The 22331-nt window shown below is 72.6% G+C and carries 14 protein-coding genes; 1 reads left to right on the forward strand and 13 read right to left on the reverse strand.

Features of this window, described 5'->3' with window-relative positions; translation table 11 throughout:
* Positions 1–175: 175 nt before the first annotated feature.
* The 7 genes from OOK38_RS20470 to OOK38_RS20500 all read right to left on the reverse strand — a co-directional run bounded on the left by OOK38_RS20470 (position 176) and on the right by OOK38_RS20500 (position 9824).
* Positions 176–1738 carry a long-chain fatty acid--CoA ligase gene (locus OOK38_RS20470; protein ID WP_266758439.1) on the reverse strand — a complete coding sequence of 521 codons (1563 nt, stop codon included), beginning with the start codon at positions 1736–1738 and terminating at the stop codon, positions 176–178.
* A gap of 40 nt (positions 1739–1778) precedes the next feature.
* Positions 1779–3491, reverse strand: coding sequence for an aldehyde dehydrogenase family protein (locus OOK38_RS20475; protein WP_266758437.1), 1713 nt, complete (start codon positions 3489–3491; stop codon positions 1779–1781).
* A 66-nt stretch (positions 3492–3557) separates the two neighbouring features.
* Positions 3558–5099, reverse strand: a complete 1542-nt coding sequence (locus OOK38_RS20480) for an MFS transporter (RefSeq protein WP_266758435.1) — start codon at positions 5097–5099, stop codon at positions 3558–3560.
* Between the two features lie 275 nt (positions 5100–5374).
* Positions 5375–6298: a TauD/TfdA family dioxygenase gene (locus tag OOK38_RS20485; protein ID WP_266758434.1), complete on the reverse strand. Its 924-nt coding sequence runs from the start codon at positions 6296–6298 to the stop codon at positions 5375–5377.
* Positions 6299–6481: 183 nt separating this feature from the next.
* Complete coding sequence (locus OOK38_RS20490; protein ID WP_266758432.1) at positions 6482–7087, reverse strand: TetR/AcrR family transcriptional regulator; 606 nt, start codon at positions 7085–7087, stop codon at positions 6482–6484.
* A gap of 376 nt (positions 7088–7463) precedes the next feature.
* Complete coding sequence (locus tag OOK38_RS20495; RefSeq protein WP_266758430.1) at positions 7464–9026, reverse strand: serine/threonine-protein kinase; 1563 nt, start codon at positions 9024–9026, stop codon at positions 7464–7466.
* Between the two features lie 48 nt (positions 9027–9074).
* Positions 9075–9824, reverse strand: a complete 750-nt coding sequence (locus OOK38_RS20500; protein ID WP_266758429.1) for an SDR family NAD(P)-dependent oxidoreductase — start codon at positions 9822–9824, stop codon at positions 9075–9077.
* 211 nt (positions 9825–10035) lie between these two features.
* Here OOK38_RS20500 and OOK38_RS20505 point away from each other — a divergent pair, with 211 nt between their 5' ends.
* A complete protein-coding gene (locus tag OOK38_RS20505; RefSeq protein ID WP_266758427.1) occupies positions 10036–11007 on the forward strand; it encodes an alpha/beta fold hydrolase in 972 nt (323 codons plus the stop codon).
* Between the two features lie 213 nt (positions 11008–11220).
* On the opposite strand, the gene fxsT is transcribed toward OOK38_RS20505, so the two are convergent.
* From fxsT to OOK38_RS20535, 6 genes are all read right to left on the reverse strand, one after another.
* On the reverse strand, positions 11221–15162 hold the full coding sequence (gene fxsT / locus OOK38_RS20510; RefSeq protein WP_266758425.1) for an FxSxx-COOH system tetratricopeptide repeat protein: 3942 nt from the start codon (positions 15160–15162) through the stop codon (positions 11221–11223).
* Entirely contained in the window at positions 15159–16472 is a 1314-nt protein-coding gene (locus OOK38_RS20515; protein ID WP_266758423.1) for a TIR-like protein FxsC, read from the reverse strand. Before OOK38_RS20515 ends, fxsT begins: the two co-directional genes overlap by 4 nt.
* Before the next feature lie 338 nt (positions 16473–16810).
* Positions 16811–19003, reverse strand: coding sequence for a radical SAM/SPASM protein FxsB, inactivated metallohydrolase extension form (gene fxsB, locus OOK38_RS20520; RefSeq protein ID WP_266758421.1), 2193 nt, complete (start codon positions 19001–19003; stop codon positions 16811–16813).
* A gap of 143 nt (positions 19004–19146) precedes the next feature.
* Positions 19147–19329 (reverse strand): hypothetical protein, encoded by a 183-nt coding sequence (locus OOK38_RS20525; RefSeq protein ID WP_266758419.1) that lies wholly within the window; start codon positions 19327–19329, stop codon positions 19147–19149.
* A gap of 199 nt (positions 19330–19528) precedes the next feature.
* Positions 19529–21211: a GAF domain-containing protein gene (locus OOK38_RS20530; protein WP_266758417.1), complete on the reverse strand. Its 1683-nt coding sequence runs from the start codon at positions 21209–21211 to the stop codon at positions 19529–19531.
* Between the two features lie 24 nt (positions 21212–21235).
* A complete protein-coding gene (locus OOK38_RS20535) occupies positions 21236–22273 on the reverse strand; it encodes a rod shape-determining protein (RefSeq protein ID WP_266758415.1) in 1038 nt (345 codons plus the stop codon).
* Positions 22274–22331 lie beyond the last annotated feature (58 nt).

Genomic DNA, 22331 nt, shown 5'->3' on the forward strand with positions numbered 1-22331 from the left:
CTCGTCGAGGTCCGCTCCAGAGCTTCGGGCCGGGCCGGTGCCACGGGGTAGCCCCTGGAGGTGATGAGTTCACGGAATCGGCCGGCGAACCGGCCCCGACGGCGGCCGAGCGGGGAACCGGCCCGGCCGCCGCGCGGTGGGGCGCCGTCAGGGAAGCGAGGTGGGGCGGGGCCCGTCAGGGGGCCGTGGGCGCGTCCCGCAGTTCGCGCTTGAGGATCTTGCCCGTGGCGTTGGTGGGCAGCTGGTCGCGGAACTCCACCAGGCGCGGGTACTTGTAGCCGGCCATCCGCTCCCTGCACCACGCGATCAGCTCCTCCCCGGTGAGTTCGGCGCCCGGGGCGAGGACCAGGCAGGCCTTGACCTCCTCGCCGTGCGTGGCGTGCGGCACGCCGACGACGGCCACGGTGCTCACGGCGGGGTGGGTGAGCAGGACCTCCTCGATCTCCCGCGGGTAGACGTTGAAGCCGCCGCGGATGATCAGGTCCTTGGTGCGGTCGACGACGTAGAGCCATCCGTCGGCGTCCCGGCGGGCCAGGTCCCCGGTGCGGAACCAGCCGTCGCGCAGCACCTCGGAGGTCGCCTCGGGCCGGTTGTAGTAGCCCTTCATGATGTTGTGCCCGCGCACGACGATCTCGCCGATGGCGTCCGGATCCTTCACCGGCGTCCCGTCCTCGGCGATCAGGTCCACCTCCACGCCCCAGACCGGACGGCCGACGGAGCCCGCGCGCGCAGGCTCCCCGCGCGGCGTGAACGTCACCGCGGGGCTGGTCTCCGACAGGCCGTAGCCCTCCAGGACGGTGACCCCGAAACGCTCCTCGAACCGGCGGTGCGTCTCGACCGCCAGCGCCGAACCCCCGGAGCCGGCGATCCGCAGGTTCCCGGCGATCTCCGCCCGTTCCGCCTCGGGCACGTCCTCGGCGAGCAGCGCCCCGTACATGGTGGGGACGCCCGCGAAGAAGGTGACGGCGTGACGGCGCATCAGGGCGAGGGCCGAGCCGGCGTCGAAGCGCGGCAGCAGGACCAGTGTCGCGCGGGCGGCGAGTCCGGCGTTCATCTGTACGGACTGGCCGAAGGAGTGGAACAGCGGCAGGGCGATGAGATGGACGTCGTGCTCGACCTCGCCGAACATCTTGTGGCAGGTCAGCGCGTTCAGCGTCAGGTTCGCGTGGGTGAGTTCGGCGCCCTTGGGCCGGCCCGTGGTGCCGGAGGTGTAGAGGATGACCGCCGTGTCGTCCGCCTCGGTGGCGACCGTCTCGAACTCGGTGCTCCGGCCGGCCAGCGCCGACGTCAGGGTCCGCGTGCCCGGGATCGGGGAGGTCTCGGTGGGGGCCGCGGTCAGCAGGAAGAAGTGGTCGCAGCTCTCCGTCTCGTTGAACCCGTCCCACCCTTCCTGGCCCATGGGGAGCTCGGGGCCGCCCTCGAAGCAGAAGTACGCCTTGGCCTCGGAATCGGCCAGGTGATACGCGATCTCACGGCCCTTCAGGAGCACGTTGAGCGGGACGACCACCGCGCCGGCCTTCAGGATGCCGTAGTAGACGACCGGGAACCACGGAAGGTTCGGGCAGGACAGCGCCACCTTGTCGCCGGGCTCGATGCCGCGCGAGCGCAGCAGGCCGGCCACCTGGCGGGCGGCGGTGTCCAGCTCGGCGTAGGTCATCCGCCGGTCGCCCAGGACGACCGCCGTACGGTCGGGCACGGCGTGGGCACTGTTCTCCAGCATGACGGCGAGGTTGAGCATGGGCTGTTCTCCGTAGGGGTGTTGGCGTGGACCGGCGGGCTCAGCCGCGCAGCGCGGACGCGAAGAGGGCGGGCAGCCGCAGCGGACTCGGCGCGGTGGTGAAGCGGGTGAGGCGCTCCACGGTGGTCAGCGCGGTGCGGTTGGTGACGAAGTAGGGCGGGCGCGGGGACAGCGAAGGGTCGCCCGTGACGAGGCCGCGCGGTGCGGGCGTGAACGGGGCACGCAGCACGGTCTTCTCGATGTCCTCGCCCCGGAGCATGAACGCGTTGTGCACGAAGCCGATGCCGCTGCCGATGTCCTGGCGGGTGTGGCCGGGGAAGGCGCCCCAGGGGGTGAACCCGAGCAGGAAGCCCACCCCGGACCAGCAGTTGACGCCCAGGGTGCCGTAGCGCAGGTCGGCGACGGCGGTCTCCACCGCGGCCCGGTCCTGCCGCTCGGTCCTCGGGTGCACGATGAGGGTGGCGCCGAGGGTGCCGGGGAGGCGGTCGTTGGCGTAGTCGACGGCGTTGCGGAGGAACGCGGCCGTGGTCGCGCCGGGCAGTCGTACGACGCCCAGCGCGCTGGCGAAGACCTCGTCGGTGACGAGGACGTCGTCGGGGCCGGTGACGTCGGGGACGAGGAGGCGGCAGCCGTCGCCGTACCGCTCCGCCCGCGGGTGTGCGGCGAGAACGGCGTCGAGGCGCTCGCGGGCCCCGGGGTAGTAGTCGGCGCGGGACGGCAGCGCGCGCAGCACCCGGCGGATCTCGTTCAGCAGCTTCTCGGTGCCGTCCCAGTCGCGCGGTACGACGAGGATCTGGCCGGCGATGCAGTTGTGGCCGGAGTTGTTCATCTTGCTGGTGACGATGTGTTCGGCCTGGAAGCGGAAGTCGGCGTCGCTCCACGGGCCGGGAGCGACGACGCACGGGCTGACGCCGCCGAGTTCACTGCTGAAGGGCTTGCCGATCAGGGGCCGGTCCTCGGCTCGGCGCCGCCCGGCGTCCTCGTCCGTCCCCCAGACGATCGCGTCGTGCGTACGGTCGCTGCCGGTGACGTGGATCGCGTCGACGTCCGCGTGGTGGGCGAGGTATCCGCCCTCGGCCGCGCCGCCGTCGACGAAGCGGACCCAGCCACGGGTGACGAACTCCGCGAAGACGTGCTCGAAGTGGGGGCGCAGATAGGCGTTGACGGGGTTCATCTTGGCGACGACGACCTGGCCCTCGGCGTAGAGCTTGTGCAGGATGTCGAGCGCGGTGATGGCGGCGACGTTCCCGGCGCCGAGGACCAGGGCCACGGCAGACGGCTCCGGCCGGCCCCGGTACGGGCTGGCCGCGCGGTCGCGTGTCTCGTCGGCGGTGACACCCGGCCGCATCCACACCTGGGCGCTGAAGCGGTTGAGCAGCAGCCGGTCCCAGCCCGTCGCGGGGAACACGTCGACGCGGGTGCGGCCGGCCGTCTCCCGCACGGCATTCGCCGCGAGCGGTGCGCGGCCCGCGGCGACGCGCCGCAGCACGTGCAGATACGCCGCGGCGTTCTGCGCGAGCGCCCAGGGCCCTCCGCTCCAGTCCTCCGCGGCCCACGGGGAGCCGGGATCGTAGCCCTTGGCGCGGGCGCCGGCCGCGGCCAGTTCGGCCGCGCCCGAGTCCACCCGGCGCAGCAGCCGTTCGAGCAGCGCGATGCGTTCGGTGAGCGGGGCGGCGGACCAGGAAGCGGCACTGCCGCGCAACTCGGCGACGGCCCGGTCCAGGCAGGAGGTGTCGAGGGCGCTGGGGTTCACGTCATTCCTCGCGGTAGGGAAGGAGCGGGGGAGGCGGTGGGGAATCGGTGGGCGGGGGAGCGGCCGTCAGGCGGGTTGCCGCGGGGTGTCGTGGTCCGGGGCGAGAGGCTCGGTGCGGCGTGCCGACAGCAGCCGGGCGTCGCGGGCCGGGTCGATCAGCGTGACGGCGGCCATTCCGCCCAGCACGAGCAGCACTCCGGTGATCAGGAGCGCTTGCCGGTAGCCCGCGGTCCCCTGGGTGTCCACGAAATGCCCGATCAGGGTCGGGGCGATCAGACCCGCGGTGGTCACCACCGCGTTCATGATGCCCAGCGCGCCACCGCGGCGGTCGGCCGGAGCCAGTTCGGCGACGGTGGTGGCGGCGACGCTGCCCATCGCCCCGGCGCAGCCGAATCCGGCGACCAGGAGGACGACGGTCGCGGCACCGGCCGGTGCCGCCGGAAGAGCGAGGCACGCCGCGGCGCCGACGAGCATCAGGACGCCGCCGACCCCGCCGCGCGCCCGTCGGCTCGAGATCCCGCGGCGCAGCAGCCATCCGGTCAGGGCGGCCTGGCCGAGCACCACGACACCGCTCAGCCCCCAGACCAGCATGAGGAGCCGTGCGGACGCGGCCGAGGAGTAGCCGAGGCCGTCATGGAGATAGGAGGGGAGCCAGACCAGGCAGAAGGCGATCACCCAGTAGGTGCCGAAGTAGGCGGCCGTGGCCCCGATCCAGGTACGGGTCGCGAGGATCCGGCGGTACGGCGTCCCGCGCGCGGCGCCGACCGTCCCGGCCACGGCCTCCGCCGCCTCGGCCGCGCGGTCGGCTCCGCGGCCCTCGGCCGTCGGGTCGGCATCGGAGACACCAACCGTCCGATCGGCACTGGCACTGGCACCGGCACCGGCACTGGCACTTGCACCGGCACCGGCACCGGGGCCGGAGCCGGAGCCGGGGCCGGGGCCGTCGGCTGGGACCGGCGCCGGGGTCCCGCCGTTCCGCGTCCCCGCGTAGGGCCCCTCTCCGCCGAAGGGGATCCACAGCAGTGCCCACACCGCACCGGCGACCGCGACCACCGCGACCGCGGTGCGCCAGCCGTGTTCGTGGATGACCCAGGTCAGCACCGGGGCGGCGACCAGGACGCCGAGGGTGATCCCCAGCACGATCAGTGCCCCGGGCAGATTGCGCCGGTGGTTGGGGAACCAGGACAGCGTGGTCTGCTGGGCCACCGGGAACGCCGGCCCCTCGGCGGCGCCCAGCAGAACGCGCGAGGCGACGAGCACCGCGAGCCCTCCGCCCAGGACCAGCGGTGCCTGGGACAGGGACCACAGGACGGCCATCGTGAGCAGCAGCCACTTGGGCCGTACGCGGTCCGCGAGCAGTCCCACCGCGGCGCCGCAGATCGAGAACAGCAGGAAGAACGCGCTGTTGGCGAGCCCAAAGGCGGACGCGGACAGGCCGAGGTCCTCACGGATGGGGTCGGCCGCCAGGCCCAGCACGGACTTGTCGGCGAAGTTGACCATCATGAAGACGACCAGCAGCGCGGTGACGGTCCACGCACGGCGGCGCTGCTCGGGCGGCGTCTTCACAGGGGCGGCGGGCACAGCGGGTACGACGTCGGTGTCGGTCACAGGGGCTCCGCGGGGGACGGGTCGGGATGGGGAGACGGAGGGAGGAGCGCGGGGAGAAGGAGGCGGGGCACCCCTGGGGCGCCGGCCGGGGAATCAGGGCCGGCACCCGACCGGACGACGGCCCCGGGCGCGGTCGGCGAGGGGACGCCTGTCCGGCCGCGGGGACGCCCGCCCGGCCGACGAGGCGCGGGCCGGCCGGGCGGAAGCCTGCCCAGGCGGGCGGGTGCCCGTCCTGGCAGGAGGACGTCCGGGCAGGAGCCCCCGGACGACGGGTCTCAGGACAGGGGCTCGCCGGCGATCGCGATGCGCTCCATGACGCGGCGCTGCGGGTAGTAGTCGTTGATCGCGTAGTGCTGCGTGGCGATGTTGTCCCAGATCGCGACGGAGCCGGGCTGCCAGCGGAAGCGGACCTGGTACTCGGGGACACGGGCCTGCAGGGCCAGTTCGCCGAGCAGCTCACGGCTCTCGGTCTCCGGCAGACCGGTGATCCGGGTGGTGAAGGGCTCGTTGACGTAGAGCAGCTTGCGGCCGGTGCGCGGGTGCCGTACGACCACCGGGTGCTCGACGGGCGGCAGGGCCTCCCGGTGCGCCGCGATCTGGCTCTCCGTCATCGTCAGGCCCCAGCTGGCGACCCAGTCGTGCACCGCGGTGAGCCCCTCGATCCGGGCCTTCATCCGCTCGGTCAGGTTGTCGTACGCGGCGCCCATGTCCGCCCAGAGGGTGTCGCCTCCCGCGGCGGGGACCTCGACGGCCCGCAGGACCGAGCCGAGGGCCGGTGCGGCCATGAAGGAGTGGTCGCTGTGCCAGATGTTCTCGGTTCCGATGGCCATGGCGTCCTTGGCCAGGCGCGAGACACCGGCGGTGTCGGCGGCGGGGAAGAACGGGTTGGGCTCCGGCGCGCCCCACAGGGCGGAGAGCGTGAGCTGGGAGCTCGGGTCGAAGGCGTGCTGGTCACGGAAGAAGATCACCTTCCACTCCAGCAGGGCCTGCTTCAGCTCCGCGGCGAGGTCCTCGCCGATCGGGAGCGAGAGGTCGACGCCGGCGATCTCCGCACCGATGTGCGGGGTGAGCGGGCGGATGTCCATCAGCCGGTACTCGGCCGGGGCGGCACCGGGCGCGGTGCGCTCCAGCACCCGCTTTCCGTAGTGCATCAGGGGCTTGTCGAGGGCGGGCGCGGGAGGGGTGACGACGCTGTCCATGGGCTCTCCAGAACGACAACCGTGATTTCGTTACCAGGAGTATCGTTATTGAGGTGCGAGGTGGCAAGGGTCTGGGGCGATCGATGTGAACGGGGCGGCCGGACGGGGGTGTGGCCGTCGTGGAGGGCCGTCAGGCCGGGCCGTGGCCGTCGTGAACCGGGCGGTCCTGCGGGGCCGCGACGGTCAGGAAGCCGAGCCGACCGCGCGGGACACGAGGTCCACCAGGGTCTCCACGAGCCGGGTGTCGGGCAGTTCCTGCTCGCCGATCAGCCGGAAGAGCAGCGGCGCGGCGACCAGGGTGGCCGCGGCCCGGACGTCGGTGTCGGGGCGTACGTCGCCTCGCGCGATGCCCCGCTCGAGGATGTGCCGCGTCTCGCTCGTGATCCGCTCGGTGTACTGCGCGTACTGCGCCCGGCCCGGACCCGCCTCGGCCGCCGCTCCGATCAGCCCCGCGATCAGCCGGGCCGACCCCGGCAGCCGGTACGCCTTCAGCCGGGCCGTGAGGACGACGCGCAGCTCGGCGCGGAAGTCGCCCAGGTCGGGCACCGACAGTTCGCCGATACGGCTCTCGGCGGCGGCGATGACGAGGTCCTGCTTGGTGGGCCAGCGCCGGTAGATGGCCGGCTTGCTCACCCCGGCCCGGGCGGCGACGGCGTCCATCGTGAGCGCGCCCATGCCCTGTTCGACGACCAGGTCGACGACCGCGTTCAGGACGGCTCCGGTGACCCGCTCCTCGCGTGGCCGTCCCGGTCCCCGCTCCGTCCCCACCCGTGTCCGCTCACCCGTCATGCCCCGAGCCTACGGGGGCCGGTGTACTGCCCGGGGAGGAGGGCCCGCGCCGGAACATCCTGCTCGGAGGGTAGGAGGGGTGCCTCCGTGGGCACGATGCGTCTATGCGTGTCGGCGAGGGACGCTGGGCTCAGCAGTCATGAGGAGGGGTCATGAACCGTCAGATCCGGATTCGCGTCAACCGTCGGCCCGCCGCTCCGCGCGAGATGCCGATCGACCGCAGGACGCCGTCGGGGCGTGTGCTGCCGTACTGACCGAGGTCTTCGACGCCGTACGGGTCCTGCGGTCCGCCGGTCCGCAACGGTGTTCCGACCCGTCCGGGACCGGTCACGAACCCTTGGTGGGGCGCCTGGGCGGCGGCGGCCCGGGCTCCGGCTCACGGGCGGGTGCAGCGGCCCGTGGGCGCGGTCGCCGGAGGGCGGCACTGGAGGACTGAGTCGGCCGTGCGGTCGCTCAGATAGCGGCCGATGCAGGTGGTCGCGGTGGTTCTGCCGCGCTCGGCGCAGAAGGCGAGTGCGGCCCGGCCGTCCGGGAAGGGGCCCGGGGCGTAGACCACCCAGTAACCCGGGCGCAGCGAGGCGTACTTGTCACTGCGCAGGATCCGCGCCTCGGGAACGGTCTTCCTGATCTTCGTCAGGCGGAGATCCCGGGCGGCGGTGCCCGTTCCGACGGGTTCGGAGAAGAGCTGGGCGATCCAGCGGTCGCCCGACGGCGCGCTCGTGGCGGACGCCGCGCCCGTCGGCGCCGGACCGGGCGCGGAAGCCGAAGATGTCGGTGAAGGCGAAGGAGTCGGGGTCGGGGCCGTGGTCGCGTGTTCGGTTCGCGCGGACCGCGAGGCCGACACCGTGGCCGACGGCCCTGCCTCGCCGCCCGTCTCCCGGCCGGTCCCCCGGTCGCGCAGGGTCAGGAAGAGCGTGGTCGCGGCGACGGCCAGCACCGCGGTCACGGCGACGGCGATCGTCGCCCTTCGGCGCCCACCCGGGCTGTCCGGCCGGGTGGGTACGGGCGGCAGGGGCCCGTCCCACCGCTCGGGCCCGGCGGGCGGCGGCACAGGGCCCGTGTACGGCCGCGGAAGCGGCTCCCGGTGGGTCGCCGACACCGTCGCGGTCGCCGTCGGCGGGCCCCATTGCGCAGGCGTCCCCGCCTCCGCCGGCGCCAGCATCGCGTCCAGGCGCTCCGCGTCGGGGCGCGCCCCCGGATCCCGTACGAGCAGCGCGTTCAGGACGGGGGCGAGAGGGCCGGAGCGGACGGGAGGCGGCAGCGGATCGTCGAGGACGGCGGCCAGCGTGGCGAGGGTCGTCGCGCGGCGCAGCGGACTGACGCCCTCCACGCAGACGTACAGGACGAGACCGAGGGACCACAGATCGCCGGCCGGGTCGTCGGCGTGGCCGCGGATGCGTTCGGGTGCCATGTACTCGGGGGAGCCCACGAGTTCACCGGTGACCGTCAGGGAGGTCGAGTCCTGGAGAGCCGCGATGCCGAAGTCGGTGAGAACGGCCGTTCCGTCCGGGCGGAGCAGCACGTTGGCGGGTTTGACGTCGCGGTGCCGGATACCGGCGGCGTGGGCGGCCCGCAGCGCGGAGAGGACCTGCCGGCCGACGCGCGCCGCCTCCGCCGGGGACAAGGGGCCCGCGACGAGCCGGTCCTGGAGCGTCATGCCCGGCACCAGCTCCATCACGATCCACGGATGCGGCTCCGCCTCCACGATGTGATGAACGGTCACCACGTGCGGGTGACTGATCCGGGCGAGCGCCCGTGCCTCGCGCAGCACCCGTTCCCGTACGGTGGCCGAGGCGCCCGCGTCGGCCCGCACCGCCTTGAGGGCGACCTCGCGGTGCAGGGCGCCGTCCCGGGCCCGCCACACCGTGCCCATCCCGCCACTGCCCAGCCGCTCGATCAGCTGGAACCGACCGTCGACGAAGTCCCCCGGTGCGTCCATGCGCGACAGGCTAGAGGAGATCGCCCGTACCGCGCGGCGCCCCGGGAACTAACGCCCCAGTGCAGCACCGCCGTTGATGTGGAGGAGCTGGCCCGTCACATACGCCGCCTCCGGCGACGCCACGTACCGGATGGCGGCCGCGATCTGTTCGGGCCGGCCGGGCTGTCCGGTGAGGGACTGGGCCACGCGGGCGGCGACGAAATCCGGGGTGGCGCGGTCGCCGAAGAACTCGGTGTCGCCGACGAAGCCGGGGGCGACCGCGTTCACGGTGATGCCCTCGGAGCCGACGCGCTGGGCGAGATCGTAGGTGTAGGTGTTGATCCAGCCCTTGGAGCCGCCGTACGAGCCGGGGCCGCGCAGCGAGGCGATCGAGGAAAGCTGCACGATACGGCCGCCGGGGCGGCGCACGTGGGGGAGCAGCGCCTCGGTGAGCAGGACGGCGGTCAGGACGTTGGCGTCGAAGTTGCGCCGGTAGCTCTCGGCGACGGAGGCCAGGCCGCCGTCGTGCGACACGGCGGCGTTGCCGCCCGCGTTGGCGACCAGGACATCCACCGGGGTGTCGTCCTCGACGATGAAGTCCCGTGCTGCGCCGACCTGTTCGGGGTCGGCCAGATCCGCGGCGTGCCAGGACGCGGCCGCCCGGCCGTATCGCTCGTTCAGTCCGTCGGCCGCCTTGCGCAGGACGTCCTCGCGGCGCCCGAGGAGGACCACCCGGTCCCCGTCCGCGGCGAACGCCTCCGCCGTCGCCAGGCCGATCCCCGTCCCGCCGCCGGACACCACCACACGCCGTCCGCTCATGTCCATCCCGTCCGTCGCCGTTCAGATTCTCGGATGTGAACGTGGGTCATGTCCACGTACGAGTGGTGACGCTACGGAGACCGTACGGCGGCGTCAAGTGGCCCGATATGGAGCCGACTTGACCTGCGCTGTCGTTTCGTCACCCGGACGGCCGGGCAGGGAACGTGCAGCGTTTGTCCCGGTCCGTCCGGACCGAGGGAGGGGGAGCGCTGTGCGTGACCATGTGCGGACCGCCGACGGGCGGCTGCTGCGCGTCGAAGTCTCGGGGGATCCGCGGGGGCGCCCGGTGTTCCTGCTGCACGGCATGCCCGGCAGCCGGGTCGGCCCCCGGCCGCGGGCCATGTTCCTGTACCAGCGCGGCACCCGGCTGATCAGCTACGACCGCCCGGGGTACGGCGGTTCGGACCGGATGCAGGGGCGGCGTGTCGTCGACGTCGTGCAGGACGTGGCCTGCATCGCGAACGCCCTGGGGATCGAGCGGTTCGCCGTCGCCGGACGGTCCGGGGGCGCCCCGCACGCGCTGGCCTGTGCCGCGCTGATGCCGCAGCGGGTGACCCGGGCCGCCGCGCTGGTGGGGCTCGCTCCGCGCGACGCCGAGGGGCTGGACTGGTTCGCCGGGATGGCGCCGTCCAACGTCCATGAGTTCCGGACGGCGTTCGACGATCCGGACCGGTTCACCGCGCGGCTGATTCCGCGGTCCGCCGTCATCCGGCGCGATCCGGTACGCCTGTTGGAGGAGCTGCGGCCCGAACTCACCGATGACGACCGGCAGATCGTCTCCGACAACACGATTCGTTCGATGCTGTTGCGCAACTACCGCGAGGCGCTGCGGACATCGCCGTACGGCTGGATCGACGACGCGCTGGCGCTGACCGGGCAGTGGGGCTTCGATCCGGCGGAGATCCAGGTGCCGGTGCTGCTGTGGCACGGCGTGAAGGACGTGTTCTCCCCGGCCTCGCACTCGTCCTGGATGGCCGCGCGGATTCCCCGGGCCACGGCGGTGCTCGAACCCACCGCCGCGCACTTCGCCGCCCTCCGGGCCCTGCCCAAGGTGCTGGCCTGGCTGCTGGCGGACGTGCCGGTCTGGCCCGGGCACCGGCGGGGAAGGACCCCGGAGGCGGTCGCCCCCTGCGCCCCTGCCGCGTCCGCGGGCCGGCGCTCCCAGGCCCCCGCCTCGGCCTGAAGGCTCTTGCCTGAAGGCCCTCGCCTCTCGCAGCCGGGCGCCCGAAGGCACTCGGCGGCAGGCCTCCAGGGGCCGCCGGCCGGACCGCCCCTCCGGGACCGGGTGCCGGACCGCTCCTCCGGAAACCGGTGCCGGACCGCTCCTCCGGCCCCCGGTGCCGAGCGCCGGAGGAGCCGATGACCGGCCCCACCGGCGCCCGGAAGGCGGGCGTCCTCACACCGCCAGCGGTTCCAGGTCCCGGTATATGCGGCGGTCGTCCGCGGCGACCCGGGTCATCCCGTTCTCGTCGCCGAGCAAAGAGCGCAGCTCCGCGAGGGCCTCGGCGCGCATGCGGCGGGCCTCGTCCTTGCGGCCCAGCGCGGCCAGGGTCAGTCCGGTGTTCGCCACGATGGCGAGGGTTTCCGGATGGTGGGGCCCGAGCACCACGCGGAGGGTCTGGACGGCGTTGTCCTCCAGTTCACGGGCCTCGGTGAGACGGCCCTGGTCGGCGAGGACGTTGGCGTAGTTGATGCCGGTGAACAGGGTGTGGGGGTGCTTCTCCCCGAGGACGTCGCCCATCCGGCGCAGCACCTTGCGGAACACCTTCTCCGCCTCCTCGGTGTCGCCGCAGCCCCAGTGGAATATCCCCAGGTTGTTGAGCGCGGCCTGGGTGTACGGATGGGCCTCGCCCGGCACCTTCATGTACTCCGCCAGGGCTTCACGGGCGACCTCGCGCGCCGCCTCCCGCTCGTCCGCGGCGAACAGGTCCGCGGCCATGTTGAGGTCGCAGGCGAGCGAGTCCGGCGTCGGCGCCTCGTACTGCTGCCGGTACTGGCCGCGCGTGGCGGTCGTGAGCCGGCGGGCGTCCTCGAGCTGGCCCGCCCGGCGCAGCGACACGGCGAGCGACTTGGCGCAGCTCAGCGTGCCCGGGAAGCCCTTGCCGAGGATGCGTTTGTGGGCGTCGTAGGCGCGGGAGAGAAGGGACACCGACTCGGCGTACCGGCCGACCTCGCGCAGATCGCGGCCGAGGCGGGCCGCCGAGGCGAGCGTGTACGGGTGGTCGGGGCCGAGGACCTCGACGCGCCGGTCGAAGGTCTCCTGGTCGAGGACGCGGGCCTCGCCGTAGCGGCCGACCATGCGCAGTGCCAGCGCGAGGTTGTTGGCGGCGCTGAGGGTGCGCCGGTGCGACTCGTGGAAGATCTGGCTGAAGCCGTCGTGCGCCTCGCGGGCGAACTCCACCGCCGACTCGTACACACCGAGCGCCGCGAGATCGCTGGCGAGGCTGGACATGGTGACGTACGTATGGGGGTGCGAGGGCCCGAGGACCCGCTTCTGGCGTTCCAGGAGCTCGGTGTTGATCTCGCGGGCCTCCACGTACAGCCCCTGGGAGCGCAGGATGTTGCCGAGCTGGGCCCGGAGGTACAGATACTGGACGTCGTCCTCGCCGAGGATCGGCTTCCAGTGGTCGAGGAGGTCCTCGGCGAACGCCTGGGCACCGGGGAAGTCACCGCGCTTCCACAGATAGCGGACGCGGTCGATGAGCAGCCTGCGGGTCCCGGCCTCGGTGCAGTTGCGGGCGTCGGAGGCCGAGGCCGGCAGGTGCGGCCAGATGACCGCGAAGCGCGGCCAGGTCTCCGGGTCGTCGATCGGCTCGTCGCCGTCGGGCCGGCAGCCCGCGAGGACCGTGTGCACCACGTGCCGGGCCTGCCGCTGCTCGTCCTCGCTGAGCTGCGAGCGGATCACGGCCTGCACCAGCCGGTGGACCTGGATGCTGTTGCTGACCTGGTCGACCTTGGCGAGGGCGAACCGGCCGATCTCGCGGATCACCCGGCCGAGCAGCAGACTCTCCTGGAGAGCGGGATCGTAGGGCCGCAGAGCGTCGATCATCTCCTTGCTGTAGAGCAGGTGCGAGGAGATCGGCTCGGCCGCCATGAACGCGCACAGCTGCAGCAGCCGTACGGAGGCCGGGGAGCGTTCGCGCAGCCGGGCTATGGAGATGTTCCAGGTCGCGGCCACCGTCTTCGGGTAGTCGACGGCCTGGTTCAGGTCCAGTACCTCGGTGGTCTGTTCGGCGAGCTGACGCAGATACTCCTCGATCGGGGTGGCCGTCTCCGCGAGCCAGGCCGCCGCCTGTTCCACCGCGAGCGGCAGATCGCCGACCGCGGTCGCCACCCGCTCCGCCTCCTTGACGCTCAGCCCCGAGGCCCGCCGGGTGAGGTGCTCGACGCTCTCCTCGCGCAGGAACACGTCGATGGGCAGCGAGGCGCCCTGCTGCGCCCAGGCCTGGTTGCGGGAGGTGACCAGGATGTGCCCGCCGCCGCCCTCCGGGAAGAAGCGCTTGAGCTGCGCCGGGTCGTCGGCGTTGTCGAAGACCAGGATCCAGCGCTTGGTCGGCGCCCCGCGGGCCAGCATCCGCACGGCTTCCTGGCTGGCCAGGTTGATGTCCTCGGCGCTGGGCGCGCCGATGCGGGCGGCGAGTTCGGCGAGCGAGGAGACGACGTTGTCGGGGTCCTCGGCGGAGATCCACCACACGAGGTCGTAGTCGGCCATGAACCGGTGCACGTACTCCAGCGCCACCTGGGTCTTGCCGACGCCCCCCAGTCCGTACAGGGCCTGCGGCTGCGGCAGGACGACCGAGATGCCGCTGCCGAGCTGGTCGCGGACATGGTCGAGGATGACATCGCGCCCGGTGAACATGCTGTTGCGCTGGGGCGCGCTCCAGATCGCCGGGGTGCTGCCGGGGAACCGGGGCCCGGACGCGCTGCCCTCGACGGGCCGGCCCGGCAGCTCCAGGGCTCCCAGCAGGGAGCTGACGCACTGTGTCTCGTCGAGCCGGTGCAGATCGACCGGGTTGCGGTCGAGGTAGTACTGCGGGAGATGGACCTCGTCGACCCGCACCGGGACGATCGTGCCGTGCGCGGCCTCGCCGTCCACCTCGGCCAGGGCGCGCCAGACGGGCTCGGCGTGCCGCGACTTGCGGAACGCCTTCGACAGCAGCACGAGGGTGCGGGTCGCCGGGTCGGGATGCTCGACGGGGCCGCTCGCGATGTCGTGCGGGGTGACGTTGCAGCCGGCCCGCTTGAGGAGCGACTCGATCCAGTCGGCCCAGACGCGGTTCTCCGCGGTGTACGCGATCACCACGTCGGCCGCGGTCGTCATCGGCCGCCGCCTCAGGAACGCGTCGCGGCAGCGCAGCCGCACCGGCTCCGGCACCGGCGGCAGGACGGTGATCTCGCCGTCCGAGATCACCGCGGTGAGCCGCTCGAAGGCGGACAGCAGGGAGTTGGCGATCCCGCTCTCGTCGCCCACGGTGGCGAGGGTCTCCTCGTAGGCGTAGTAGGGGCGGTACGGGATCTCGACGGCGCCCCAGTAGGCGGTCAGCTCCTCGCCCGCCAGCTCCTCCCCGCCGAGCCCCTTGGGCAGCCCGTCGAACTTCAGCCGGGCCAGCGCCCGGCCGGCGTCCACCTTCTCCTTCTCGCCCTCGTCGATCCGCATCGGCACCGGCAGGACCCGGATCTTGCGCGTGCGGTAGCCGTCCTCGACGCTGCGGGCCACGGCCGCCGCGCCGTCGAGGGACTGGTCGCTGAGCGTGAAGCAGTCCACCAGCACATCGGGCATCTGCACGGTGCAGATGTCGGCGTTGTCGGACAGCCCGGTGCGGCTGTCGATCAGGACGTAGTCGTAGGACGCCTTCATGTCGTCGCGCAGCGCGTCGAGGAAGAGCCCGCCGCCGAGGCGTTCGTAGAAGTTGTCCCATTCGAAGGACGACACGCTCGCCGAGTACGAGCGGTCCTGGCGCCCGGCGGAGAGGAAGTCGAGGGAGCCACCCTCCTGGAACCGCAGTCCGAGCCGCTCGGGCGTCAGCGAGATGGCGTGCTGCTCGACGCGCGCGTAGTCCCGGTGCCACTGGCCGGAGCGCTGGGTTCCGGTGGTCGCCGCCCACGCGTACTCGTTGATGAGGTCGATGACACCGGTGGTGGCCGCGAGTGCGTTGGGATTGAGGAAGGGATGGAAGAAGCGGTGCAGGCCGGGGGCTTCCAGGTCCCAGTCCACGGCGAGGACGCGTTTGCCGTTGGCCGCGAGGATCCAGGCCGTGTTGGCCAGGGCCATGGTGCGGCCCGTGCCCCCCTTGTACGAGTAGAAGGTGATGATCCGTCCGTCCTGCACGGCCGTCATGCTTCTTCTCCTCCGTGGTCGGATCCGCCTTCGGGCAGCGGCGGGTGGGTGGGGCCCATCAGACGGGGCCGGCGGATCGGCGGACCCGCGGGCGGATGCGCCTCGGCGTGCTTGAGGTACTGCCGGGTCGCGTGCGCGACGACGACAGGGAGTACGTCGGTGAAGGCCTTCAGGGTGGGTACGCCGTTGACGGCGGAGCGGCAGTCGGCACGCCGCCCCCGGTCCAGGATCACCGGCAGCGTCCGTTCGAGGTCCGCCGCCAGCTTGCGGCCCTCCTCGCCGTGGCACTGGATGTCCGCCCGGTTCCACGGGACGATCGCGCTCACCCAGGGGCGGGCACCGGCGTCGAACGCCTTCAGCCTGCGCGCCCGTTCCTCGTCGGTGAGCGCCCACCGGTCGATGAGCAGAATCCCCGGATGGCTGGGCCCCGCCTTCTCCGAGTCGTCCGATTCCAGGTCGTCGTCGGTGGCCTCGTCGTCGAAGGAGGACACCGTGATCCGGTAGTCCAGAGACCGGATCAGCTCCTCGGCGAGGGAGGGCAGCGAACGGGTCGACTCCGAGTGGTACGGATTCCAGTCCTGCGCGTCCTCGCCGTACGGGCGGACGTCACGATGCTCGGGGATGGTGTGCCGGGTGGGCGCCGCCACCGTCAGATGGATGCGCCGGGGGCCCTCTCCCCGCGGCTTGAACGCGCTCGGCGTGCGCTCGTAGGGCCGTGGCCTGCTGGAGGGCAGCGGAGAATCCTGCGCGATCTGCACGATCCGCTGCGCCAGCCCGAGAACCGTTTCCTCGTACTCGTCGCGCAGCCGGTTGAGCTTGATCAGACCGTAGATCCCGTTGGCCGCGTACCGGTCGCCGAACTGGGCGTGGTCCACATGGATATGCCGTACGGAATCGGGGAGTTGGGCGTAGTCGATATGCGTCCACAGCGCCGGGACGATCGCCTGCACCGCACCGGTCCCGGTCGCCCGGGCCCGCAGAATACGTTCGTTGAAGGCGAACCATTCCCGGCCGCAACTCTCACTGGTGAAGTAGCGCGGCGAGAACAGCGGCACGAACACCCGGCAGGTGGCGAGGTTTTCGCTGAGTTTCTCCGGCCAGCCGTCCCCCGAGCGCATCTCCCGGTCCATGAACCCGGCGGGTATGCCGGCCGGCAGATCGGTCAGGGCCATGATGTGGTCGCACAGATCGGTGAAGAGGACCTGCACCCAGTGGTCCGGATCCCCGCCGCCCAGCCCCCAGGCCGGTGTGTGGGCGTAACTCAGAAAAAAATAAGGCCGGTTGTCCGATGCCCGTTCAGGTATGTCCACGCGCCCCCCTGCTGTGGATGAGCCCCTACGGGATGTTCACCTGGCCGGAACCAACAATCTTCCCGACCGAGGGCCCGCACGGGTCGCCTCTTTCACGTCAAACCCTGGCGATATCCAGACATCTGGACTCCGACCGGATCGACGGCATCCCGCGTCCCGAAGAGCCGCACCGGTCACCCCGCCATTTCCCGTTCCGTCGCGAGATCACGCGGCGGCGCGCCCCGATCGCCCCCGGGACCCCGCCGGGCGGGCGCGGGCCGCGGCCGGTGGGCGGAGGCCCGCCGCGTACGGCGCCCGGCGTGGTCCGTACGCACCGGGCGGTCACGCCCGTCGCCCCCTCACCCATGCCGGCCGGCCGGGTCGGCCGAGGAGAGGCGCGCGCTCGCCAGCTCACCGCGCAGCTCCGCCGCCAGCGCCCTTCCCGTCTCGGTGAGTTCGCCTTCGGGGCGGGCGGCGAGCTGGTCCAGGGCGCGGCCCGCCCGTTCCAGCGCGGCAGCACGCCGGTCCGCCTCGCCCGCCCAGTAGTCGGCGTCGCCCAGCTCGCGGCTCGCCTCGTCGAGCAGCCGGCCGGCCCGGTTGCCCGGCACGTTCAGGTCGGCCGTCTCGCGCAGCGCGGCAAGCCGTGCGAGGCGTCCGGCGCGCGGCAGTTCCCGTACGAGGTCCTCCGGCTCGAAGTCGACGGCCAGACCGAGCGCGCCGAGCCCGTGCGCGCCGAGCCGTACGCCCGTTCCGGCCGCGAGCGGGGTGATCGTGGTCAGCCGCGGCGCGTTGACGCCGGCCTGCCGGCCGCCCCGGCCGTTCTCCTCCGTCAGCTCGTACGCGATGCCCAGGCGTTTGGCGAACATGTCGAGTTCGTCGGTGCCCAGCGGCGGGGCGACGGGCACGGGGTAGCAGTCGCGGAGGGGGTCCGCGTCGTCGAGGAGCAGCCGGGTGCCGTCCGCGACGGGGACGGTGCGCAGGCGCCGCCAGCCGGTGAAGGCCTCGCCGGGGGTGTACTCGTCGCCCCGCTGGGTGCGCACCCGCAGCTCACCGGCCTTCACCGAGACGGTGACGGGACCCGGTTCGCGGAGGGTGAGGGTGCCCAGGGTGGGCAGGTGGAGTTCGGCGGTGGGCTGATGCCAGCCGAGTTCGAGGTCGGCGCGGGCGTTGACGGCCGCGACGACGACGGCGCAGGCGAGCGGCGCCGGGCCGGTGATTCTGCCGTGCAGACAGTTCTTGAGCGTGGTGTGCAGATACGGGTGGGCGAGGATCTCGTCGACGTACGGCGCGGTCGACGGGTCCGCGTCGAGGTCGAGGAAGGCGCGCCACACCTCGTCCCAGGCGGGCTCGCCGGTGTGCCGGGCGGCCACGACAGGCATCAGGTGCCGAATCAACTCCGCCTGTGCGTAGCCGAGTTCGTCATGGTCATGGACCGCGGGACTGAGTGAGTGGTCGGTGATGCGCTCGGCCACACCGTCGACGAGGGCCCGCAGGTCGCCGCAGAAGACACTCGGGTTGGCGAAGCCGTGGCCGGTGCTGTAGCGGTGGGCGTACAGACCCCCGCCGCACGATTCGATCACCGGGCAGCGCCGGCAGGTATCGCTGACACCCGCGAGCCCCAGCTGGCGTGCCCGCACCCCGGGATACCGGGCGAACTCGGCGAAGGTGTGCCGGAAGACGTCGTATCCGGTGGACGGGGCGCCGTCGTACGCCGTCTTCAGCGAGTCGGCCTGCTCGAACGTGCCGTCGGTCTCCACCACCGCGAGGTCGCTCGGCGCGAGCCCCATCGCCTCGGTCAGCGGCGGCCCGCCCCGGAGCGTGCTGAGGACCGACTCGAAGGTCCGCACCCCTACGGTGCGGCCCTGCTCGTCCCAGCGGTCGAAGATCCTCAGCAGCCAGTCGGCGTAGGCGGTGGGGGAGTCGGCCGGCCGGTCCGGCGGGCTGTCCCAGGTGGAGTGCGGCAACAGGTAGTCGATGCGGGGCGGGTGCAGGGAGGCGAGAGCGTCGTGCACCGCGACGGGATCGTTGGCCACGTCCACGGTGCACAGCAGGCCGCTGTAGAGGTGCCGGTACTCGGGTCTGCGCAGCAGGCCGATCGCGCGCAGCACCCGGTCGTGGCTGCTGCGACCGCGGCGGTCGCGCCGGTGCCGGTCGTTCGCGGCGCGGTCACCGTCGAGCGAGATGCTGACTTTGACGTCGAATTCCCTGAACACCTCGAGATGCCGGGTGTTCAGCTGCACGCCATTCGTGTGAATACGGAGATCGAGCGCTGTCACCGGGGTGATGGTGCGAACGAGTTCCGCACAAATGTTTCGCATACGGGCGGGACCCACAAGAAGGGGTTCGCCACCGTGAAGGATCACGGAAACGGAAGGGAGTTTCTCTTCCTCCGCATAGTCCGCGAATCGCCGGGCCACTTTCCCGAGCGTTTCTTCGGAAATGAAGGTCGGGCGCCCTTTCCAGCTCTGATCGGCATGCTCGTACACGTAACAGTGATCACAGGCGAGGTCGCATCGACTGTGGATCTTGAGGACGAGTTGCTGGAGCTTCACCCGGTGAACAGTAGTCCCGGGGGCTCGTCGCTCGTACCGCGAACTCCTTGATCCTTCAAGGCGGTTGACGGCTCCGGGGCGCGCGGACGGGCGCACCGGAGCGGCGTGAGCCGCTGGATGCGCCCGTGGCGGAGCGGCAGCGTCTAGAGAGCCGAGTCGAAGGTGATCGGCTTGCCCGGGCGGCGTCCCGGGATGTCTGTCACTCGTCCGGCGGACCTTACGGCGGCAGTCCCCAGCGGGTCGATGGCCGACAGGGGAGTGTGCGGCCGGCGCATGGACTTGGGGGCGGCGGAGCGGCGCGTCGCCTGCGTCACCGGAAGGTTCATTTTAGGACTTTCGCTTGGTGGGTAGCTACTGGCGGAGGGTACCAGCCGGACCTATCGCACAACGGAAACTTCAGGATTACAGCATCAATCCTGCGCCGTGATTTCCGCAATTGGAACGCGGCCGGCCGTGTGAATCCACCGGCCCGCAGGACAGCGGGGTCGGACGGGGTGAGACGTCAGTTCGGCGGGTGCGGGGTGCTCACAGCGGTGACTGCCAGGTGAGCGTCGTGCCGCGGTCACCGCCGTCCGCGGGGGCGTCGTCCCGGACGGTGAGACGGACGCCGGGCCGGCCGTCCGGCAGGGTCACCGCGGCGTCGACGGAGACCTCGATCCGGGACACCCCGGCACGGCGCGAGGCGGCGGCCAGCGCGCGGCGCAGGGCGGCGACGAGTTGCGCGCCGACGGACTCCGGGACCCGGTTCTCCACGGCGCCGGTGAACCGGGTGGATGGCTGAAAACCGAGCAGGGCCGCCGCGCCCGCGGTCTCGCGCAGCACCTTGCCGCGGAAGGTGGTCGGAGCGTCGGCGGGCGGCTGCTGCAAAGCGAAGATGGCCGTCCGGACCTCTTGCACGGTGGACCGGAGTTCGTCGACCGCGTGGCCGAGCGCGGCGCGCACGTCCTCTTCACCGGAGTCCTTGTCGCCGGCCCCCTCGTCACCGGAGTCCGCGCTGTCGGAGTCCCGGCCGCGCCCGTCCCCCGTACCGGCGATGTCGCCGGTTCCCTCCGTCCGGCTCCTGCGCAGCGTGGACTCCAGCATCATGCCGGTCGCGAACAGGCGCTGTACGACCAGGTCGTGCAGGTCGCGGGCGATGCGGTCCCGGTCCTCGTACACCGCGAGGCGCTCACGGTCGTGCCGGGCGTCGGCGAGGACCAGGGCGAGCGCGGCCTGTGAGGCGAACTGCGTGGCGAGGCGGCGCTCGAGGAGCGTGTACGGGCGGTCGCCGCGTCCGCGCGGAAGGGCCAGCGTGCCGATGAGACGGCCCTCGGTCTGCAGGGGCAGCATCATGCTCGGCCCGAACCGGGACCGTACGGGTGTAGTCATCCGCGGATCGGTCGCCGAGTCGTCGATGAAGACCGGCTCCCCGCCGAGGAGTTGCTCGAGCACGGGGCTGCCGGGCGCGATGGTGGTGCCCACGATGCCCTCGGGGTCCTCGTGGGCGGAGGCGGCCACGATCTCCATGCCGCCCTCCGCCGTGGGCAGGAGGACGACGCCCGCCGAGGCGCCCGCGAGAATCCTGGCGCGTTCGGCGACCGTCAGCAGCGCGTCGTCGGCTGTCCCACCGCTGAGCAGGGCGGTGGTGACGGCGGCGGCGCCCTCGATCCAGCGCTCCCGCTGCCGGGCCGTCTCGTACAGGCGGGCGTTGGCGATCGCGATACCGGCCTGCCTGGCGAGCAGACGCACCAGCTGTTCGTCCTCACCGGTGAAGGTGCCGGAGGACTTGTCCGCGAGGTAGAGGTTCCCGAACACCTCGTCGTCGACCCGGATGGGGACGTCGAGGCAGGTGTCCGACGCGGGCGACCGGGGGGACCCGGGGCCGGCGGAGGACCCTGCCCCGGCACCCAGCGGGCCGGCGGAGGACCCTGCCCCGACACCGAGCGGGCCGGCGGTGGAACCGGTGCCGGGGCCGGACGCCGGCTCCGTCGGGTGAGGATCACGGGGCCGGTGCTCGGGTCCGGTCTCCGCCGGGCGCGGTTCCGCCGTGCGGATCCGAACCAGTCCGTCCCGGCCCGGGTCCGCCATCCCCAGCGCCGCGTACCGGGCCCCCGTCAACTCGGCCGCGCCGTCCACGATCCGCTGGAGCGTGGCCCGCAGTTCGAGTTCGGTGCCGACGCTGAGGACCGCTTCGAGGAGAAGCGGGAATCCCGGCACGGGGTCGGTCATGCGAGGCTCCCGGACGCCGGGGCGTCAGCGCGCCAGCGGGTCCAGGATCAGCGGCGCGATCTTGCCCTCCAGCATGTAGCCGAGGCCCTGGACGGCACAGACGTCGGGCCGCTCGGCGATGTGGACGGGCATACCGGTCGCCTGCCGCAGCATCTGGTCGAGCCCGGGGAGCAGCGCGCTGCCGCCGACCATCATGATCCCGCGGTCGCCGAGGTCGGCCACCAGATCGGGCGGGCAGGAGCGCAGCACCTTGCCGATGCCGTCGAGCACGGCCGTCAGCGGCGTCTCGATCGCCATGCGTACGGCGGCGGTGTCGACCTGCACGGAACGGGCCAGGCCGGTCGCCACGTCCCGCCCGTGGATCTCGGTCAGGGCCGGGCCGTGCGGGGTGAGCCCGTTCCCGGAGAGGGCGAGCTGCAGGGGCCGTACGGCCTGACTCGGCAGCATCAGCTCGTGCTGGTGGCGCAGGTGCTGCACGATCGCGTGGTCGACGGCCTCGCCGCCGACCGGGATGCGCTCGGCGGTGACGATCGAGCCCAGCGACAGCACGGCGAGCTGGGTCGCGGCGGCCCCGCACACCATGATCATGGTTGCCTCGGGCCGCTCGACGGGCAGCCCGCAGCCGACCGCGGCCGCGATCAGCGTGTCGACGAGTTCGACCCGGCGCGCGCCCAGCCCGACCAGCGTCTCGATCGCGGCGCGCTGCGCCAGCGGGTCCGCGTCGTGCGGGGTGCAGGCCGCGGCCCGCAGCCGGGGCTTGCGGCGCAGGGTGCGGCGGACCTTGTCACCGAGCAGATGACGCAGCATCCGCTGAGCCATGTCGATGTCGACGACCGTGCCGCCGGACACGGGACGCACCACCCGGATGTAGTCGGGCGTACGGCCCGTCATCTTCTCCGCGAACTCCCCGACCGCGATCAGCGCGCCCGTCCTCGTGTTGATCGCGGCGACGCTCGGCTGGTCGACGACCAGGCCCGCGCCCCGCACATACACACGGGTCCTCGCGGCGCCCAGGTCGACGGCGAAGTGACAGCGGCGCAGCTGCTCCAGACTGGCGGTCATGGCAGGTCCTCCCGAGAGCGCAGACCATGGGCTCCGCCGGGCGGCGGTCCTCTCTCGC

This window comes from Streptomyces sp. NBC_00568, assembly GCF_026341855.1.
Lineage (GTDB): Bacteria > Actinomycetota > Actinomycetes > Streptomycetales > Streptomycetaceae > Streptomyces.

What these genes read in the sequence shown, in the direction of transcription:
- OOK38_RS20470 (WP_266758439.1), bottom strand. Translation starts at nt 1,738, where the DNA reads ATGCTCAACCTCGCCGTCATGCTGGAGAACAGTGCCCACGCCGTGCCC.
- OOK38_RS20485 (WP_266758434.1), bottom strand. Translation starts at nt 6,298, where the DNA reads ATGGACAGCGTCGTCACCCCTCCCGCGCCCGCCCTCGACAAGCCCCTG.
- OOK38_RS20490 (WP_266758432.1), bottom strand. Translation starts at nt 7,087, where the DNA reads ATGACGGGTGAGCGGACACGGGTGGGGACGGAGCGGGGACCGGGACGG.
- OOK38_RS20495 (WP_266758430.1), bottom strand. Translation starts at nt 9,026, where the DNA reads ATGGACGCACCGGGGGACTTCGTCGACGGTCGGTTCCAGCTGATCGAG.
- OOK38_RS20500 (WP_266758429.1), bottom strand. Translation starts at nt 9,824, where the DNA reads ATGAGCGGACGGCGTGTGGTGGTGTCCGGCGGCGGGACGGGGATCGGC.
- fxsT (WP_266758425.1), bottom strand. Translation starts at nt 15,162, where the DNA reads ATGACGGCCGTGCAGGACGGACGGATCATCACCTTCTACTCGTACAAG.
- OOK38_RS20525 (WP_266758419.1), bottom strand. Translation starts at nt 19,329, where the DNA reads ATGAACCTTCCGGTGACGCAGGCGACGCGCCGCTCCGCCGCCCCCAAG.
- OOK38_RS20530 (WP_266758417.1), bottom strand. Translation starts at nt 21,211, where the DNA reads ATGACCGACCCCGTGCCGGGATTCCCGCTTCTCCTCGAAGCGGTCCTC.
- OOK38_RS20535 (WP_266758415.1), bottom strand. Translation starts at nt 22,273, where the DNA reads ATGACCGCCAGTCTGGAGCAGCTGCGCCGCTGTCACTTCGCCGTCGAC.